This is a genomic window from [Clostridium] citroniae WAL-17108 (assembly GCF_000233455.1).
GTDB lineage: Bacteria > Bacillota > Clostridia > Lachnospirales > Lachnospiraceae > Enterocloster > Enterocloster citroniae.
The window spans coordinates 71415-90348 of record NZ_JH376434.1 but is presented as its reverse complement, the minus strand read 5'-3'; the positions used below and the strand labels follow the sequence as shown (position 1 = coordinate 90348).

At 50.0% G+C, this 18934-nt stretch carries 18 protein-coding genes; 7 read left to right on the top strand and 11 right to left on the bottom strand.

All coding sequences use genetic code 11. The features are described 5' to 3' along the window. Positions 1-83 precede the first annotated feature (83 nt). Positions 84-1370 carry a 3-oxo-tetronate kinase gene (gene otnK / locus HMPREF9469_RS29535; RefSeq protein WP_007871291.1) on the top strand — a complete coding sequence of 429 codons (1287 nt, stop codon included), beginning with the start codon at positions 84-86 and terminating at the stop codon, positions 1368-1370. A gap of 33 nt (positions 1371-1403) precedes the next feature. Continuing rightward, the gene (locus HMPREF9469_RS33230) at positions 1404-2000 is read left to right on the top strand and encodes a class II aldolase/adducin family protein (RefSeq protein ID WP_007871290.1); all 597 of its coding nucleotides are present in this window, start codon (positions 1404-1406) and stop codon (positions 1998-2000) included. Between the two features lie 96 nt (positions 2001-2096). On the opposite strand, the gene HMPREF9469_RS29525 is transcribed toward HMPREF9469_RS33230, so the two are convergent. From HMPREF9469_RS29525 to HMPREF9469_RS29500, 6 genes are all read right to left on the bottom strand, one after another. Further along, positions 2097-3041: an AEC family transporter gene (locus HMPREF9469_RS29525; protein ID WP_007871288.1), complete on the bottom strand. Its 945-nt coding sequence runs from the start codon at positions 3039-3041 to the stop codon at positions 2097-2099. Then, on the bottom strand, positions 3041-5038 hold the full coding sequence (locus HMPREF9469_RS29520) for a right-handed parallel beta-helix repeat-containing protein (protein WP_007871286.1): 1998 nt from the start codon (positions 5036-5038) through the stop codon (positions 3041-3043). Before HMPREF9469_RS29520 ends, HMPREF9469_RS29525 begins: the two co-directional genes overlap by 1 nt. A 70-nt stretch (positions 5039-5108) precedes the next feature. Continuing rightward, positions 5109-5948: a carbohydrate ABC transporter permease gene (locus tag HMPREF9469_RS29515; protein ID WP_007871284.1), complete on the bottom strand. Its 840-nt coding sequence runs from the start codon at positions 5946-5948 to the stop codon at positions 5109-5111. Next, complete coding sequence (locus tag HMPREF9469_RS29510; protein ID WP_007871280.1) at positions 5945-6919, bottom strand: carbohydrate ABC transporter permease; 975 nt, start codon at positions 6917-6919, stop codon at positions 5945-5947. The genes HMPREF9469_RS29515 and HMPREF9469_RS29510 overlap by 4 nt, the downstream gene beginning before the upstream one ends. A 31-nt stretch (positions 6920-6950) precedes the next feature. Next, positions 6951-8342, bottom strand: a complete 1392-nt coding sequence (locus tag HMPREF9469_RS29505; protein ID WP_007871277.1) for an ABC transporter substrate-binding protein — start codon at positions 8340-8342, stop codon at positions 6951-6953. A 37-nt stretch (positions 8343-8379) separates the two neighbouring features. After that, on the bottom strand, positions 8380-8571 hold the full coding sequence (locus HMPREF9469_RS29500; protein ID WP_007871275.1) for a hypothetical protein: 192 nt from the start codon (positions 8569-8571) through the stop codon (positions 8380-8382). Between the two features lie 176 nt (positions 8572-8747). Here HMPREF9469_RS29500 and HMPREF9469_RS29495 point away from each other — a divergent pair, with 176 nt between their 5' ends. Beyond that, entirely contained in the window at positions 8748-8933 is a 186-nt protein-coding gene (locus tag HMPREF9469_RS29495; protein WP_007871273.1) for a hypothetical protein, read from the top strand. 144 nt (positions 8934-9077) lie between these two features. On the opposite strand, the gene HMPREF9469_RS29490 is transcribed toward HMPREF9469_RS29495, so the two are convergent. The 3 genes from HMPREF9469_RS29490 to HMPREF9469_RS29480 all read right to left on the bottom strand — a co-directional run bounded on the left by HMPREF9469_RS29490 (position 9078) and on the right by HMPREF9469_RS29480 (position 12778). Continuing rightward, a complete protein-coding gene (locus tag HMPREF9469_RS29490; RefSeq protein WP_007871271.1) occupies positions 9078-10175 on the bottom strand; it encodes a hypothetical protein in 1098 nt (365 codons plus the stop codon). 171 nt (positions 10176-10346) lie between these two features. Beyond that, a complete protein-coding gene (locus HMPREF9469_RS29485) occupies positions 10347-11117 on the bottom strand; it encodes an SDR family NAD(P)-dependent oxidoreductase (RefSeq protein ID WP_007871269.1) in 771 nt (256 codons plus the stop codon). 251 nt (positions 11118-11368) lie between these two features. Next, complete coding sequence (locus tag HMPREF9469_RS29480) at positions 11369-12778, bottom strand: family 4 glycosyl hydrolase (protein ID WP_007871267.1); 1410 nt, start codon at positions 12776-12778, stop codon at positions 11369-11371. Positions 12779-12969: 191 nt separating this feature from the next. Between HMPREF9469_RS29480 and HMPREF9469_RS29475 the strand changes: the two genes are divergently transcribed. The 4 genes from HMPREF9469_RS29475 to HMPREF9469_RS29460 all read left to right on the top strand — a co-directional run bounded on the left by HMPREF9469_RS29475 (position 12970) and on the right by HMPREF9469_RS29460 (position 16478). Beyond that, on the top strand, positions 12970-13848 hold the full coding sequence (locus tag HMPREF9469_RS29475; RefSeq protein WP_007871266.1) for a helix-turn-helix transcriptional regulator: 879 nt from the start codon (positions 12970-12972) through the stop codon (positions 13846-13848). Between the two features lie 92 nt (positions 13849-13940). Next, the gene (locus HMPREF9469_RS29470) at positions 13941-14207 is read left to right on the top strand and encodes a hypothetical protein (protein WP_007871264.1); all 267 of its coding nucleotides are present in this window, start codon (positions 13941-13943) and stop codon (positions 14205-14207) included. Positions 14208-14210: 3 nt separating this feature from the next. Then, the gene (locus HMPREF9469_RS29465) at positions 14211-15056 is read left to right on the top strand and encodes a MerR family transcriptional regulator (protein WP_007871263.1); all 846 of its coding nucleotides are present in this window, start codon (positions 14211-14213) and stop codon (positions 15054-15056) included. 48 nt (positions 15057-15104) lie between these two features. After that, positions 15105-16478, top strand: coding sequence for an MATE family efflux transporter (locus HMPREF9469_RS29460; protein WP_007871261.1), 1374 nt, complete (start codon positions 15105-15107; stop codon positions 16476-16478). Positions 16479-16595: 117 nt separating this feature from the next. On the opposite strand, the gene HMPREF9469_RS29455 is transcribed toward HMPREF9469_RS29460, so the two are convergent. Then, positions 16596-17945: a glucose-6-phosphate isomerase gene (locus tag HMPREF9469_RS29455; RefSeq protein WP_007871259.1), complete on the bottom strand. Its 1350-nt coding sequence runs from the start codon at positions 17943-17945 to the stop codon at positions 16596-16598. A gap of 133 nt (positions 17946-18078) precedes the next feature. Continuing rightward, positions 18079-18828, bottom strand: a complete 750-nt coding sequence (locus tag HMPREF9469_RS29450) for a hypothetical protein (RefSeq protein WP_007871257.1) — start codon at positions 18826-18828, stop codon at positions 18079-18081. Positions 18829-18934: the final 106 nt, after the last annotated feature.

Here is an 18934-nt window from a genome sequence, read left to right as displayed (position 1 = left end):
AAAAAATTATTATTACGTCTGGCATGAAAATTGCTGTATAATAGGTATAAATGAAATACCGCAAGGTAAAAGGAGGTATACCCATGGCTGTATTAGGATGCATTGCCGATGATTTCACCGGGGCCAGTGACGCGGCTTCCTTTCTGGTAAAAGGAGGTATGAGCGTCCGCCTTTACAACGGAATCCCGGATCAACCGGCTTTAGAAAAAGGCCCGGACCGCCATCGTTCCCCGGACCGCCCTGACGATGCCCAGGCCATTGTCATTGCATTAAAATCAAGAACCCAGGAAACCAGCCGGGCCGTGGCCGACAGTCTTAGGGCCGCCCGCTTTCTGCTGGCTCAGGGCGTTAAGCAGACCTATTTTAAATATTGTTCCACCTTTGATTCCACCCCCAAAGGCAATATCGGGCCGGTAGCCGATGCCTTAATGGACCTTATGAAGGCCCCTTACACATTGCTTTGCCCCGCTCTTCCGGTCAATGGGCGAACGGTGGAACACGGAATGCTCCTGGTCAACGATGTTCCCCTCCACGAGAGCCATATGAAGAACCATCCCCTGACCCCCATGTGGGACTGCAGGATTGATAAGCTGATGGAACCTCAGAGCCGCTATGAATGCCGCTGCCTTACCACGGAAGAAGTGGAACATTTCTCCCCCGGATCATTGGAACAGGTTCTCGGATCCCCCCTCTACCTGATCCCTGATTATAAAGAACCTGAAGACGGCAGCCGGATTGCCGCTGCTTTCGGCCATCTTCCCCTTCTCACAGGAGGAAGCGGACTTCTGGAGCCATTGGCGCAAATGTGGACAAGCAGGCTCTCCTCAGAAGGCCACATACCCGAGAGCGGTACTGATGGAAAGGCCCTGCTGTTGGCAGGAAGCTGTTCCAAGGCCACCCTGGGACAGATCGCATGGTACCAAAGCCAGGGAAAACCATGTTATAAACTGGATCCGGCAGCCATGCTGGATGGAAAGCAGACCCTGGAAGATGCATGGCAGTTCATAGAAACGCACAGCAGCAGCCCTGATACGGTCCTTGTGTACAGCTCCGATACCCCTGAAAAAGTGAAGGAATTCCAAAAACTAGGTATAGAAAAAGTAGCAGACATGCTGGAAGGCACCACAGCCCGGCTGGCAGTCCGTGCCGTGGAACAGGGCTACACCAGGATCATCTCCGCGGGGGGAGAGACCTCCGGCGCAGTGACCAAAGGGCTGGGATTCTCCTCCTATTGGATGGGGGAAAGTGTGGCTCCCGGAGTACCTATCATGGTACCGGCGGAACGGCCGGATATCCGTCTGATCCTCAAAAGCGGAAACTTTGGGCAGGAGGATTTCTTTGGCCGCGCCCTTACAATGACATCCAAGTAACAAGGACACCAACATAATGATCTGGAGGGAAAAATGGATTCTGTATTACATGATAAACTGAACTCCGCTGTATGGGCTGCCCACAGCCTGTTTCAGCGGGGAAAGACGGCCGGTTCCTCGGCCAATATGAGTTTCCGTCACAATGACCTTATCTATATCAGTGCCAGCGGTTCCTGCTTCGGCACTATGAGTGAAGAGGATTTTACAGCAATCAGCCTGGACGGAACACCTGTGTCCGGTAAAAAGCCCAGCAAGGAATGGCCTCTGCATCTGGCTCTTTATGAGAAATCAGAGGATATTGGAGCCGTGATCCATACCCATAGCACCTACTCCGTGCTGTGGACATTTGTACCTGACCTTTCGGAGCACGATTGTATTCCGGACCATACTCCTTATCTGAAAATGAAGCTGGGCACTGTTGGACTGGTCCCCTACGAAAAGCCTGGCTCCGATGCACTGTTTGCCGCATTCAGGGAACGTGTCCATGAAAGCCAGGGATATCTGTTAAGGAACCATGGTCCGGTTGTGCCCGGCAAAACAGTAATGGATGCGTTCTACTGCCTGGAGGAGCTGGAAGAGAGCGCCCGGGTTGCCTGGGAACTGTACCGGGCAGGGCTGCATCACCTGTAACGGAGCTTAAGGCGCATCCTTCTTCTTATCTGAGGAAAAAATCATGAAGCATAAAAGAAGCCGCAGAACGTATGATCTGCGGCTCACAAAAATCCCTTATGCCATTCCCATAAATCGTAACCACCATATCCCTGCCGGCAGCGTGACAGCGGAAAGCAGCATGGAAACCGTAATAACGGCAGCCCCCAGCTCACCATCTCCCCCCATCTTTTTTGTCACAATATAGACATTCATGGCTGATGGAACCGCAAACATCACAAAGGCAGTCACCATCTGCTCCGGGTTAAATCCCAGCCACAGCATGGGAACCGCAAAAAGAAGGGGAGTGACCACTACCTTATAGACAGCCCCAAACATGATCCATGCCCCCCTGCCTGCAAAGGCGGAGGGCCTGGTTCCTGCTCCGATCAGAATAAGAGCCATGGGGGTTGAAAGCTGCCCCAGATAAGACAGGGCCTTGTCCACAGCGGATGGAAGGCTGATGTGCATCAGGGAAAAGGGCAGGGCTGCAAGAATGGCCACGATCATGGGATTGGTCAAAATATCCTTAAGCATCTTCTTCCAGCTAACCTTCCGGCCCAAAGGATCATAGTAGGATAATACGATCGTAGCCAGTACATTGTAGAAAGGCAGCACAAAGGTGACCACCATAATCGTGGACGGCACAGACTCCCTGCCCAGAATGCTCTGGCAGATCGGAAGGCCCAAATACACAAAATTCCCCCTAAAGGCACTGTGAACCACCGCGCTTACAGCGGTCCTGTCCTTAACCAGCAGGACACATAAAGTCCATGCCACTGCAAAGGACACGCAGGTACAGATCAACAGATAGGCGGTAAACCTGATATCCAGGCATTCGCTGAAGTTACTGCGTGATACATCCAGGAATAACTTGGCCGGAAGCGCGGTATAAAACACCAGGGATGTGGCCTGTGACACAAAATCCCCTGTCAATATCTTCTTTTTCCCTAAATAAAAGCCGATTCCCATTACCATGAATACAGGTATGACTGAATTGAGGCTGAATATGATATGTTCCATTACGGCAATACTCTCAGTTCTTTAAAATTCCGGCCCTCTCCTGTGTATTCAAAGGGTCCCGGTGTGGGATGCTGTCCCCGTCTGATGCCCAGAAAGTCTTCCTCTATGCGCAGCGGCGAACCGTCCGGGTTCTCATATGGCTGTTCGGTCTCAAAGGCATTTCCCAACATTGACGTGGAGACAAACTCTGTCTCCATCTGAGGCAGATGGTCATAGAGATTGGTGCGGAAATAATAGGCTCCCTCCCTTTTAACCAGTTCAAAATAGATCCTGTTCTCCCTGTCCACATAATTAAGGCGTTCCTTTGCATAAGGTTTGGCGCCGTTAAAATATGCATTCCCGCTGACATACATGGGGAGATGGCTATTATAGTCATAACGGCGTCCCCATGAGGTCTCCGGCGTGCCCTCATCTGTAAACTGGTAATAATATTCATCGTGAAGTGGATAGTCATCATAAATATGAAGCCCTGCCTCTATATTTACCTGGGGATTCATACCCACCAGCCTGGCCACCTCCGGGTTGCGCACCTGCCTTTTCTCCTCAGGCAGATCCGGCTGGATAAATATATTATTATAAAACCGGTCATCACCATTGTTAATTGTCATGCAGCCCATGATATCAGTCTCATGCGGGAAATGATAAGGCGTAAACCTGCCCTCCGAACTTCCGATGTCAATGGGACCGGCAATGATATTGTGGACAAAGGCCAATCCCTGGGAACGCTCCCTCAGCGCAAACCTGGAAAGGAACAAATTATTGTCAACAAGGGCAGGTCCGTGGCTCACCTCAATATACAGGTCCTCACTGATCCTGGTGTCCTCCTCCCCGTGGTTATCGTGGAACAGGTTGCAGGAAACCCTGGTCCCCTGTGTCTGCCAGTCCAGCCATATCCCCCTGTGGCAGTGGTGGATATGATTGCGGCGTATCACGGTATCGATCGCTCCATGGAGTTTAATACCGCCCAGTTCCGAACCGGAAAACTCCCCGTATGTATTAATATGATGGATCTCATTCCCCTCGATCAGTGAAAAGATCCCTCCCAGATGACCCACAATGCCTGTCTGTCCGCAGTTAAATATCTTGTTGCGGCGTACAATGTGGGATCCCACTGTCTCCTTGCTCCATCCCGTGTGCTGCGCGTAGTGCACCAGGTCCCGCTCCAGCTGTGTTCCAGATTTAATACGGTCCTTTGTCCAGCGGTTATCCGAAGGATGCCAGCACTTTCCCAGACTGACGCCTGAACATCTGGAGTCTGAGATCTCGCAGTCCTCTATGATCCACCCCACGCTCCAGTGGGGACCGATCAGTCCGTCCTGGAATGCGGTGGGCGGTGCCCACTGGGTGGCTGCCTGCTTTAAAACAAATCCGGAAACCGTGATATAATTGGTATGGGTCTGTTCCGGGAAAAATACTCTGCGCCGCACATTGATCTCCACAAGGTTCTCCGCCGGTGTCCCGTCCGGAAACCTGGCGTAGATTACCGTACTGTCTCCGTCCTGCACGGTGTACCATTTGTGCTGCCTGGAATATTCCCTATCCCACGCCCATTCCAGCGGTTCGTCACTATATAGTTTGTCCAGGCTGTCCTCTTCATAGAGTGCCTGACCGTTACAATACACCTGTCCCACATGGTTGACTCTTCCCAGCCCCCGGTACCAGTCTCCGTATACCTCTGTGGTGTACGGATTATAACCGCTGAAGAATCCGTCCGGAATCCTTGTCATCCATGTATCATCCTTTACATGGGTCCACTCCTTTATCTCCTCAGCGCCGCTGATAACCGCGGCTCCCGGGACCTCGGAACAATATACGATCCTGTCCCGGTCAGAGGTTCCTCCATGCTTAGGGTTCACACACTCCCGGTAGATTCCCGGTGCTACGATCACTTTATCCCCGGGCAGGGCAATTTCCGCTGCCTGTGTGATCCTGCAAAAAGGCGCCTGTCTCGAACCGTCTCCTGTCAAAGATCCCTTGGCAGATACATAATATTCCATAATAAGTCCTCCTCCAGATGATATCTGTTTTGTTCCGTCCGCCGGATGATCCGCCCTTTACCGGGCGCGCCTACCCCTTCACCGCCCCCTGGGTCAACCCGTTGGATATCTGCTCCTGTGCTGAGAAATAGGCAATGATCACCGGCAGTGAACTGATAAAAACAGCACACATAATAGCTGGTATGTTTACTGCCGCCTCCCCGTAAAAGTTCTTAAGGCCCACGGGAAGCGTCATCCTGTTCTTGCTGTCCACCAGCGTCATTGCATAAATGAATTCATTCCAGGTATGGAGAATGTCATAGATGACAACCGTGGATACCGCAGGTTTGGCCAGGGGCATGATAATGCGTCCGTACAGTGAAAATGATCCGCACCCGTCTATAATGGCCGCTTCCTCGATCTCGTGTGGAATATCCCTGAAAAACTGGGTGATGATAACCGTGGAGATGGGAATGCTGAAGCTTACATATGGGCCGATGAGGGCGATCAGATGATTGTAAATATTCAGGTCCTTGGAAATCACATAGATCGGTATCAGGGTCGTATGGACCGGGATCATCATCCCTATCATAATAACTGCAAATAACAGCTCTGCCCCTTTAAAACGAAGCTTGGATATGGCAAAGCTTACCATGGTGGAACAGAGGATCACCAGAACCACCGCTGAAACGCACACAATAATGCTGTTTAGGAAATACTTTAAAAAATCCCCGGTAAGGACCAGCCTGAAATTATCCAGGCAAAGGGAGGCTGGAAATCCCCACGCACTTCCAAAATACTCCTTTTGTGTCTTAAAGGATGTCATGATAATAAATATAAAGGGATACACGGTGATGACTGTTATGATCAGACAAAGGGCGTATTGAAGCGCGCGGACGATCCCTTTTAGTAAACCTGCATTGTCTTTCAACCTGTCTTCCTCCTCCCTGATTTCCTGGAACGCTCGCCGCCGATCTCTCCAAAGGCCGAGGTTGCTCCATAGTACACAATGGCAAAGGTTCCGCAGAACAGGAACAAAAAGCTGGCAATGGCGCTGGCATATCCCATATTCCATCCCTGGATCCCCTGCTTATAGAGATAGGTGGCGACCAGTTCACTGGCGCCGCTGGGCCCTCCCCCTGTCATGATCCAGATCAGATCAAAATACTTTAAGGACCCCACAATATTCAGCAGGGCGGCTGTCCGTATGGTGGGCAGCAGGAGCGGAAAGGTCACATTCCAGAAACACTGCCAGCTGCTGGCCCCGTCCAGTTTGGCTGACTCCATCAGTTCCCCCGGCACATTAGTCAGCCCCGCTTTTAAAAGGATCATATAAAAGGGGATAAATGTCCAGCATATAACAATGAGAACGCACGGCAGCGCATATGCCGGTTCTCCCAGCCAGCCCTTTACCAGATTCCCCTTTCCAATTCCCCGAAGAACGGCCTGCAAAAGGCCGAAATTCGGGTCATACATCAAATTCCACAGAATACCGGTGGCTGATGTGGAAAGCAGCACGGGCAAAAACCAAAGCGCTTTGTATATCCGCACCCCCTTCAGCCTGGAATTGATCAGCAGCGCAAGGATCAATGCTCCAGGAAGCTGGATACAGATGGATGTCACCATTAAGATCAGGTTGTTCTTAAGGGCATTCCATACATTGGGATCGTGGACCAGGCGGACCCAATTGTCCCACCCGGCCCATCCTTCCGACATTATACCATTCCAGTCCAAAAAACTGAAATAGATTGTTTTGCCAATGGCAAAAACATTATAAAATCCATAAAAAAACAGTGTTGGAGCTATAAATACCAAAATGGTCAGAATACGCTTGACCGAAATGGTCCTGCCTTTTTTCTGAACAGGTATGTCAAGCCCCGCGGCATTGGTATGATCAGACATAGGGCCTCCTTAACTTACAGGCATGAACGGATTACTGTTTCAGTTCTCCGTAACATTCAACCGCTACCTTCTCAAGACCTGCGGCCGCTTCCTCCGGTGTCATGGTACCTCCGTAAAGGGCCTGGGTATAGTCCTTGAACGCTTCGCCCAGCTCTGCAACAAACTGCTGGTCGTAGAAATTCTGGGTCCAGTCGGCCTGGATCAGGTTATCAAACTGTTCCTGGACCAGCGGGTCACTGATCGTTACATCCTTTGCGCCTGTAAAGCAGTTTCCGGCGTCAATATAGTCCTGGCTGAAATCCGCATTGGTGAGATAATACAGGAAATCTGCTGCCATCTCCGGATATTCACACTGGGATGAGATGGAGAATACATTTCCACCGGCAACAATGCCCAGTTCCCCGGAGTCATTGCAGGCCGGATATGGGAAGGTGCCCACCTTTTCATAAAACTCTGCATCCTCAGCCACACAATTGCTCAGGAATCCATTGGTCATGATAAACATGGCCGCCACTTCATTATAGAACAGCATACGGCTGCCGCCTGCATTATGGTCGATTCCATTGGTCCCGTCCGGATAGTAGCCTTTTTGAGAAAACGCGGATATGCGGCGTCCGGCCTCGATAAAATGCTCATTATCAAAAGAAACGGTCCTGTTGGAAAGCCCCTTGGACATCTCCTCTCCCCCCAGGTTCACACCCAGCATGGTATATTCCAGCAGTCCCGGCCACTTATTCTTATTCCCCAATGCAAAGGGGACATAGCCTGCGTCCTTCAGGCTGGCACATACGGCATCCAGTTCTTCCCATGTTGCAGGTACTTCCAGATTCAATTTGTTAAATATCTCCGTATTATAAAATATCACGGAAGGCGCGATTCCGATCCCCATTCCATAGATCCTGTCGTCAAAGGTGGAAATGCCGAACTCAAAGTCATAGTATTCATCCTTATACGGTGCGATGAGATCCGTAATATCAGCCACTAATCCATATTCAATGTATGTCTTAAGCACATCGCCGCCCCAGTTCATAAATACATCCGGGATATCCGTGGCCCCTGCCCCCATGACGGTTTTGATCTTTGTCTTGTACGCATCACTGTCCAGGCGGGTCTGTTCCACCGTAACATTCGGATATGCCTTATTAAAACGCTGGATCCCATGATCATACATCTGCTGGCGCACATCATCCGTGGCACCGTGCCAGAAGCTCAGGGTGTACGTCACATCACTTTTGATCTCAGGATCCGCTTCCTGGTCACCTTCCGAACCGGCCGGTGCAGCTTCCCCTGCCGCCTGGGCCGATACGGCCTCTGCCGTCCCCTGATCCGGTGCAGATGCAGAGCCCCCGCTGCCGGCACACCCCATCACGCTGCCGCCTGTCAACACAACCGCCATCATCATTGCTGCAAGTCTTCGTTTCATAATGTCCCTCTCCTTTACATTTGTTCTTATCGGGTTTCTATGTATTTATTTCATGGTTCCCGTCTGCCGTCCCATTCTCTTTCTTTACACCCCTTAAACCGGCCTTGATAAGTTCACGGATCATATCCGACCTGGAACGGTCGTAGAACCGCTCTTTCTTTTCCTTATCCAAAACGGCTTCAATATCAGGCGTAACTGCGAAGGTCAATTTTTTTAGCCCGGTACCCATGAATATCACCTCCTTTTTCAATAGTTCAGAACCTATGAACCTGTTTCAATTATAGTTCATAGGTTCTGAACCTGTCAAGGCTTTTAAGGCACACTTTTTTGCCTCTTTTAGTAACCTTTTTTGCTTGACAGAACCTATGAACCTGGGTATTATATGAACTAAGGAGGTACTTGATTATGCCTACAGAGAAACCGCGTTATACGATAATTGTTGATGATGATCTACTCAGACAGATTGATGATTTCCGCTTTGAAAACCGCTTTCCCAGCCGTTCCGCCGCCACCTTGGATTTGATACGCCGCGGCATCGAACAGCTAAGGAAGGAGCAGGAAACATCCAGGAAGGACAGCGACCGGGAATAAGCGACAGAATATAGACAGGACAGACTTCGGAATACACAAAAACATTCCCCCTGCAGCAGGCCGTCCCATGATACGGGACCATCTGCTGCAGGGGGAATTTATTGTTCTTCTTTATATTTGATCTTATACAGTTCCAGGCGTCTGTTACGCCTGCTTTGCTTCATTATAGGCAGTGATCGCCTCAGTGATATTGGAGGCGGTTCCGCTTTGGATTATCCTGGACAGTTCGGATAGCCTGTCCGGCTCCAAAAACTCCTTCCCCAGATAGGGGCCAAAGGTGTCCGTGATCCGGATATTCTGTTCCTTAATGCTGTTTTCCAGATTCCTGAGAGCCAGGGATGTATCCTCCAAAGCCTGCTTTAAGTCATCCAGATGGGACTTGTGGCTGGCCACGATCTCGTCTGAGATAATGTTCTTTGTGACGCTCTCAAAGGTGTTCAGGGCATCCTTTTTCCTGGTGGTGATCTCGGACAGTTCCTGTTCCACGCACGCTATCTCATCATCATATTTCTCAAGGTCATATATGTCTTCATTGCCGTCCTTCTGGATGGTATGGGTGATCACCCTGATCTTCTTCCGGTTGGCGCGCAGGGTGTTGCGTATGGCCCGGCCGCGTTTTAAAGCGTCCTGATAACGCAGGCGGGTCTTATTGCCAACCAGTACGTATAACCCGCCGAACAGCAGCACATCCAGAAAGTACACCGCTGCCAGATACCACATCTGCCGCTGCTGCAGCAACAGAAAATAGATCCCGCAGGGGACAGCCAGGAAGCAGACCAAAATGGTCATAAAGAATAACATGAACTCCTTCACGCCCCTGGGATCGTACAGGGCATAATAATAGGTGCTGTTGCAGAACCCAGGTACCCGCTCCTTCTGGAACAAAGTCTTCATCTGCAGCTTCAGTTCACGGTTATGCTCCCGCAGTTCGCTGGTCTCCTCAGCGATCCGCTCCTTCATCCCCTTATTCTTAGCCTTCTCCCGTTTTGCCCGGGCCTTTTTAAGCCGTTCCTGGCCCTTTGCAATCTCTTTATCATAGCTGGAATTAATCTCATCCAGCCGCTTCTTAACAGTCTGGTTCACAGCGTCCGCCACTGCCCGGTTCGCTGTCTCCAGCTCCTGTTCCTGATGTTCCTCTTCATCTGCCAGCTGAGCTGCCGTATTTTGGTCACAGTTCAGACGGTACACTGCATCCCTGGCATCTGCCAGAAACCTTACATAATCTGTAATTGCGGGTCCCACCTGCATTTCCTCCTTATGGGAACTTTTGTAACATCTTACAATTTTGTGCAAAGCCATACTATGTATAGCTTACTACAAATAGCCCCTTGGAGCAAGTGATGTTACAAAAAATTCAAATATGACAGAAATATGTCTGAACTGCTGCGATATGTGGTCAGGTGGGACTGACCTTTATGGCTTCATGCCTACGCCGCCCTGTATGAAGAGTGTATCCCCTGTTATGTACTTGGCATCATAGCTTGCAAGGAATACACAGACCTTTCCTATATCCTTCTGTGCGTCCCCGTACCGGCCCAGCGGGATGGCATCCAGGTTCTTCTTAAACATCTCCGGGTTTTCCTGTCCCCACTGGGCCAGCTTATCCGTCATCACAAGAGGCAGGACCACATTTACATTGATATCGTAAGGCCCCCATTCATTGGCAGCCACACGGGACATTCCGCGGATCCCCTCCTTTGCCGCCGCATAGGAACTCTGCCCCGGCTTACCGGAAATGCCTGCTCCGGATGCAAAATTGATCACGGATCCTTGGGTCTCCTTCAAATAAGGAAATGCATGCTTCATGTAAAAAAAGGTTGCATACAGTCCGGAATAAATGGCCTTGTCAAAGTCCTCCTGGGTGTGCTCCACCAATGTCAACCCGGAAGCTGAAGTCTGGGCGCTGTTGATCAGCACATTCAGCTTGCCGAAATGTTCCACGCCTTTTTCAATGGCAGCCTTTACCTGATCCTCCCTGGCCCCGTCCGCAACGCAGATCACCACATCTGTGCCAAAATCACGCTCCAGCTCTTCCTTTGTCTTCTCCATGCCTCCTGGGAAAATGTCGGTAAGTATCATGCTGGCGCCCTCATCAGCAAATGCCCTGGCCACGCCTCTGGCAATTCCGCCTCCGCCTCCTGTGAGCAATACAACACGGTCTTCCATTCTTCTTAAATGCTGCATACACGTATCCTCCCTCATCACAATCTCATTAATAATTTTCAGAAAACTCATCGTGATTACCATTATAGACGCGTATATTTATTTGTCAATAAGGATTTTTTCGTTAATTAATTATTTATCAGCGTAGTTTTTCTTATATATTCAGAATTTATATGGTATAGCGTGGAAGACCTTTCCTTATTTTTCCGTTTATTAACTAAAACTTTTTTTGATTGTATTATTATTTAACAATATTTTTTTGATTCCAATCTTTACTTGCGGACTGCCCAGGCCTTTGGCAGGTATTTTATGGTTCCTTCCACCATGTCCCGGACCAATTTCCTGATATCCTCCTCCCTGCAGTTCCTGCCCCTTACCTGGGGATCATTCATAAATGCCTGCACCACCAGCTCCTCATTGCAGGTCAGGGCAGCCTCCAGTATGGTTTCATGATTTTCCACCGCGGGCATGATCAGGGCCTTTACCGGCTCCGGCACACTGCCTGCCAGCACCGGCCGGATAGCGTCCCGCTCAAATACGGCATTGGTTTCCACCACCGCGCCGGCCGGAAGGTTGGGGATCTGAAGTCCTGTATTGGGTATGTTCACATTGCTCACCACCCGCTCCAGGCCGCACAGCGCCTTGATCAAAAGGATTCCCTCCTCCCCTGTGGGCTTTAAGTCTATCTCCGTCTCTCCGCACAGAAGTTTTCTGCTCTTCTCCATGCGGTTTTCCAAGTCTTCTTTCCTCCAATCCACTGAGGTCAGGCCGAACTTCCAGCGCGCCACGGTCTCAGGATCCTTCAGATACTCATCCCCCGGCATGAACTCAGCCAGGTGGCGGTCACCCGCCGCCGCAATCAGCCCGTACCGCCTGAACAGGTCGAATTTTACCCTGTGGGCGCAGGCAAAGCATGCATTTGCCCAGTTGGTATCGCGCTCCGCATACCCCTCTTCAAAATGCTCATCCACATACTTCCTGTACATGGGGAACAGGTCGATCCCCTCATAGGAAGCATAGTCAAACCAGGTGAAATGGTTGATACCCAGGACATTTACACGGATATCCTTCCTGTTAATACCCTTAAGCCCCATGGTATCTTCTAATAATCCCTTCAGGACTTTCTGTGTGCCGAACACCTCGTGGCAGCAGCCGAACGCCTTGATCTGTGGAAATACATGGTACAATGTTTTTACACACAATGACATGGGGTTGGTGTAATTGATGACCCAGGCCCGGGGCGCATAATCCCTGATAGCTTTGGCAAACTCCACATACATGGGAATGGTGCGCAGTGCCCTGATCATACCTCCCGGGCCCGCGGTATCCCCCACGGACTGATAGATCCCCAGACGCTCCGGCATATGGACATCCACCGCCATCTCATCAAAAGTGCCCGGAAGAATGGAAATGACTACAAAATCCGCTCCTGTCAGCGCCTCCTCCAGGCTCATGCAAGTCTCATATGTCCACTTCCCCGCTGCCTCAGGGCGTTGGGACAGCCGGTTACCAATGATTTCATTGGCCCTGGAAGCCTCCGCATCTATGTCATACAGCCTGATGGTGCCGCTTATGGAAGATTCCATGGCCAGATCCGTCATAAATGTCCTGGCCCATCCCCTGGAGCCGCCTCCTATGTATGCGATCCGGATGTCATTTACCCTTTTATCCTCATATCTCATGTTACATACCGTCCTTTCACTGGTGTTATGTTCCTGGTGTTATGTTATACTGGACATTATAGATAAATTTAGTATAATTGTCTTATGATATATTGATTTATCACAAGCTTTATCAAACAAAATTTACTTATTGGTTTATCCATTATTTTTTAATAACTGGTAATTCTATAGGAACGGAGCCGGAGGTGTCCATGGAACAGATGATCTACCGGGAGAGGATTCCCGGAATTGCCATTGACCGCATTTTACGGGAACCTGGCTTTACCATGCCCAGCAAGCATCTTCATGATGATTATGAGATCTATTATCTGGTGGAAGGAGAGCGCTACTACTTCATTGACAGGACCACCTATCACGTGGCAGGCGGAAGTCTGGTGTTCATTGACAGGAACCGGATCCACCAGACCAGCCAGTGCGGGACCGGCAGCCATGAACGGATCCTCATCTCCCTGAGCCAGCACCCCTTTGGGGATTTTCTGTCCCTTACCGGGGAAATGTCCCTGTCCGGCTTTTTCAGCGCCCATACAGGCATCCTGGAATTAGACCAGGAAGGACGTCCTCTGGCGGAATCCCTTATGGATACCCTGGCCTCCGAACTGCACGGACAAAAGCCCGGCTTTCAGCACATGGCCATGTCGGCGCTATCCCGGCTTCTGATCCATGCCCAGCGGCATTTTTCCAGCCCTTCCCACATATCATCCAGGCTTCCTGTATCCACCCAGCCCAAGCACCGGCTTGTGGATGATGCAGCCTCCTATATCACGGAAAACTACAGTAAGAACCTGTCCCTGGAAACCGTGGCCGCTCAGTTTTATGTAAACAAATGCTATTTGAGCCGTATCTTCAAGGAAGCCACCGGCTTTACGGTCAATGAATATATCAACATGGCCCGTGTACGCCGCGCACGGGAGCTTTTGTCCGCCACCTCCATGAGCATCACGGAAGTGTCCTGTCTCCTGGGTTATGACTCCATCACCTACTTTGAGCGGGTATTTCACAGGTATACCCAGACCTCGCCCATGAAATACAGAAAAGCATACAGCGCCCAGCATGTGGACCATGCTTTTTAAAAAATCCTTTTAAAACCCGGTATAAAATGATATACTAAATCACAAACGCCGCTCCTTATGGGGCGGGGAATCAACCGTAAAGGAGAAGCCTTATGTTCAGAATGTGGGGAAAACTAATGAAGGACAACCATCTGCTTCAGGACACGGTCATATGTATATCCGACTACTCCCTGTCCAGGACACAGATGGTATTTAACTCCCTGGACTCCATCTGTTATGAATTTAATCTGGAAAAACCCATGTGGCTGGATTCCACTGTAAAGGATTTCCAGCTCCATGATAAAACACGTTTTACACAGGACAATTTTATCGAAACCATTGACTTTGATTTTCTTGAAATACAGGTGATCGAGGAATAAGACGTGAAGGATCTGTTTACCATCGGGGAAGTTGCAGAACTGTTTTCAATCAACATACGTACGCTCCGCTATTATGATGACATTGGTATCCTGCACCCGGAGACCACGGACCCCCAGACCGGATACCGCTATTATACTACCCGCCAGTTTGAACGGCTGAACACCATCAAATACCTGCGCGCCCTTGGCATGTCCCTGAAAAAGATCGCTCTGTTTTTTGAGAGCAGGGATGTGTCTGTCATGCAGACACTCCTGGAAGAGCAGCACAGGGAAACTCTGTTGCGCATCAGCCAACTGATGCAGGTGGAGCGGAAACTGGAATACCGTCTCCAGTCATTGGAAGATGCCCTCCATACACCGCCCGGTATGATCCGGCTGCTGCACTTTGGGCAGCGACAGGTTGCATATTTACGCAAAAATATTCCCCTGGGCGATGATCTGGAGTACTCCCTTCGGGAGTTGGAACGGACCAATACGCTGGAACCCGTAATGTTCCTGGGAAAGGTGGGGGTCTCCATATCGGCCCATGAACTGGTCAGGCGGCATTTTGAATCATTTTCCGGTATCTTTGTGCTTTTAGAGCAGGAGGACCATTACCATGGTGAGGAGCATTACCTGATGGCAGGGGATTACCTGACCATCCGCTTTACAGGCACCCATACGGAAGCTGCTCCTTATTATATGAAGCTTTTGGATCACATGGCTGAAAACGGATACCGGTGCTGCGGTGATTCTGTGGAGATCACGCTGATCGATGCCGGTTTTACCAATGACGCCTCCCAATATGTCACTGAGATCCAGATCCCCATTGAGCAGAACTATTTAAAAAATCCATTGACCCTCCAGTAACTGGAGGGTTTATCTTATTTATAGCAATGATACAAGGAGTGGATGATAATGAAAAATGACAACCTGCTGACAGAAGGAAATGTATTTCGTGTGCTGCTGAAATTCTCAGTTCCCTTTCTCATAGCCAACATCATACAGGCCCTTTACGGCGCCGTGGATCTGATGGTCATTGGCTGGTACTGCGCGCCGGAGAGTGTGGCTGCCGTATCCACCGGAACCCAGGTAACACAGATCATCACCAGCATGGTGTCCGGCCTTACCCTGGGCAGCACGATCATGGTAGGGAAATATACAGGCATGAAGGACGAGGACCGGACCCGCAAAACCATTGGAACCACATTATCCGTATTTGCCGTCATAGCCATTCTTCTGACCATTGTGATGCTGACCTTTAAGGGTCCGATCCTGACCGCCCTTAAAACTCCGGCCGCCTCCATGAAGGAAGCCAATGACTATGTGACCATCTGCTTTTACGGCATCTTCTTCATCTGCGGCTACAATGCGATCAGCGCTGTCCTCAGAGGATACGGTGATTCCCGCAGACCCATGTACTTTGTTGCCCTGTCCTGTGTGCTGAACATCATCGGGGATATCATGTTTGTAAAATACCTGGGGCTGGGTGTGGCGGGAACCGCCCTGGCCACTGTCTTGTCCCAGTCCATCAGTATGATCTGCTCCATTATCTATCTGAACAGGAGCAGGTTCATCTTTACATTCAGCCTTAAAAACCTGCGTATTGACCGGTCGCTGGCAAAAGAGCTGGCCATGGTGGGGATTCCCATCTCCTCCCAGGAATGTATGGTCCGCCTCTCCTTTCTCTACCTGACCTCGGTCACCAACCGTCTTGGGGTGAATGCAGCGGCAGCCGTGGGCATTGCCAGCAAATATGACGTATTTGCCATGCTGCCCGCCACTTCCATTGCAAGCGCCCTGGCCGCCATCACGGCACAGAACTACGGGGCCGGGAAACCGGAACGGGCCAGACAGTCCCTGGCCGCAGGCATTGGTTTCTCTGTGCTGGCCTCCTCCCTATTCTTTTTGTGGGCACAGCTTTCCCCCCAGACCATGATCGGATTGTTCAACACCAATCCTGATATCATCTCTGCAGGCATCCCATTTTTTCACTCCTGCAGCTTTGACTACCTTGCAGTATCCTTTGTATTCTGTCTCAATGGGTTCATGAACGGGCGGTCCAAAACAGTGTTCACCATGATCAGCTGCTGCTTTGGGGCGCTGGCCCTGAGAATCCCTCTCATATGGCTGGCCTATACATATTGCCCCGACAACCTGTTTGTGATCGGCTCCATTGCCCCCGCTGTCTCAGGATTTATGGCAGTCTATACCATGGGATTTGTTCTGCGGCAGATTCGGACGGACCGGGCTGCTGTAACCGGATTACGGTTGGGGGATAATGCGGTCTAGCGGCAGTCCTTCCCCGAAAAAGACTCGAAAAAAGACTCGAAAAGCCGCCCTGCTGACTTACCTCATCAACAGGACGGCCTTTTATCTTAAAATGATTTACTTAAAACACACGGTCCATCACAGCCTTTTAAGCAGTTCTTCCCTCTGCGCCTCGAAACCTGGTTTACCCAGAAGTGCGAACATATTTTTCTTATAGCTCTCAACGCCCGGCTGGTTAAAGGGGTTAATACCCAGAATATAACCGCTCACACCGCAGGCGAATTCAAAGAAGTAGAACAGTTCTCCCAGATAGAACTCGTTCTGCTCCGGTACCTTAACCATCAGGTTAGGTACATTGCCGTCTGTATGGGCCAGAATGGTGCCGTTCATGGCACTCTTGTTCACGAAGTCAACACTCTTCCCTGCCAGATAGTTCATGCCGTCGGTATCCACGTCCTCTTTATTCAGGAGAATCCCAACCGGAGATTCTTCCACATTGATCACTGTCTCAAACATGATACGTGCTCCGTCCTGGATGAACTGTCCCATGGAGTGAAGATCTGTGGTAAGATCCACTGCCGCCGGGAGAATGCCTCTCTGGTCCTTGCCCTCGCTCTCGCCATAGAGCTGCTTCCACCACTCGGACACGTAGTGAAGGCTTGGCTCATAATTGGCTACAATCTCAACGGATTTGCCCTTGCGGAGCAGGATGTTGCGCACTGCTGCGTAAAGCAGGGCCGGGTTGGACTCATATGGGGTTTCAAGTGCTTTCTTCCGTCCGGAAGCCGCACCTTCCATCAATTGATCAATATCCGCTCCACTCACTGCGATGGGTAAAAGGCCTACTGCCGTCAATACGCTGAATCGCCCGCCTACATCATCCGGAACAACAAATGTCTCATAACCTTCCACATCCGCCAGATTCTTAAGGGCGCCTTTAGCCTTGTCTGTGGTTGCGTAGATGCGCTTGTTAGCCTCTTCCTTTCCATATTTTTCAATGAGCATTTCCTTAAATACGCGGAATGCGATCGCAGGTTCCGTGGTAGTGCCTGACTTGGAAATGATATTGATGGAGAAATCCTTGCCTTCCAATACCTGCTTTAAATCATGAATATATTTGCTGCTGATGCTGTTGCCTACAAAATAAATCTCAGGTGTCTTGCGAACGCTCTTGGGTAACACATTATAGAAGCTGTGTGACAGAAATTCAATGGCTGCCCTGGCACCCAGATAAGATCCGCCGATACCCACTACCAGCAGTACATCAGAATCATTCTGAATCTTATCTGCCGCTTTCTTAATCTTCGCAAACTCATCCTTGTCATAATCCACCGGCAAATCAATCCATCCCAGAAAATCGTTGCCTGCTCCAGATTTATTGAGCAAGGTCTCCTTTGCACTCATTACTGTGGTCTTAAAGTTGGCCATCTCCTCTGCAGAAATAAATCCTGCTGCCTTGGAATAATCAAATGTTATTTCCTTTCCCATAGTTTGCGCTCTCCTTTTCTTATGTCCATGGATAAACCATGCCTCTATCTATTGCGGTAAAGCCGCTTATCGTTTAAATTATAACATATTTTGACTTATATTACTATTTTTTTCTGACCCCCCTGACCTAATTTCAGGAAATGAACTCCTTTAGCAATTCTCCCAACATCCGTTTTTGTTCCGGATTCAAATCCTGCAGCCAGTTGTCCTTGGACTTGTCCTCCTGTCTCTCCCTGCTTGCCGCGGTCTGGTCCAGCCCGCGCCTGTTATTATTATTTGAACGGCGGTCTCTTGTAATGGAGCGTACAGGCGCCGGATCCCTGTGCTCCTCCTCTGCTGTAACAGCGGGCACATGCTCTGCGCCGCCTTCACGGTTCATTCTCGGCCACATCACATTTTCCATATAATCCTGCATACAGGTAAGAAGCTGCTGGCGTTTGGCCTCCAGATTCACCCCATAGTCCACCAGCATGGTGAACATTCCTGCCAGGATACCGATGGTGCCGTAGAGTACTATATAATAATTATCACTTCTATACCAATAAGAGAGAAATGCTGCTGTTCCGCCAGCCAGGAAGCAGAGAAGTGTAAGCTGCCCCGACAGGTTGTCCAGCCCTCTGACGGACATTCCCGCCATGCGAAGGCCATACATCTGGCGCTCCAGATAAACACGTGTATTGCTCATTCCCTGATTAATTCTATATGTATCCTCTGCATTCTGTTTCAAACCACGCAGACACTTGTTCTTAGTCAATGCCATATTGGTACTTTCTTTAATAAGTCGTTTGTAAAAGCTCCCCGCTATCAGACGGCTGAATACCCCCGCCAGACAGATTGCTGCCAGCACGTATAGTGCCTTTCCTGTTTGTAAAAAGCTAATCATAGTAAAATCCCCTTTCTTCTTCCCGGATTCCTTCCAGTTACTCTATATATTATTCACGGCTGCGGCCGTTGTTTGGGAAATGCCCCTGCAGTCAGGCGTTTCCCGG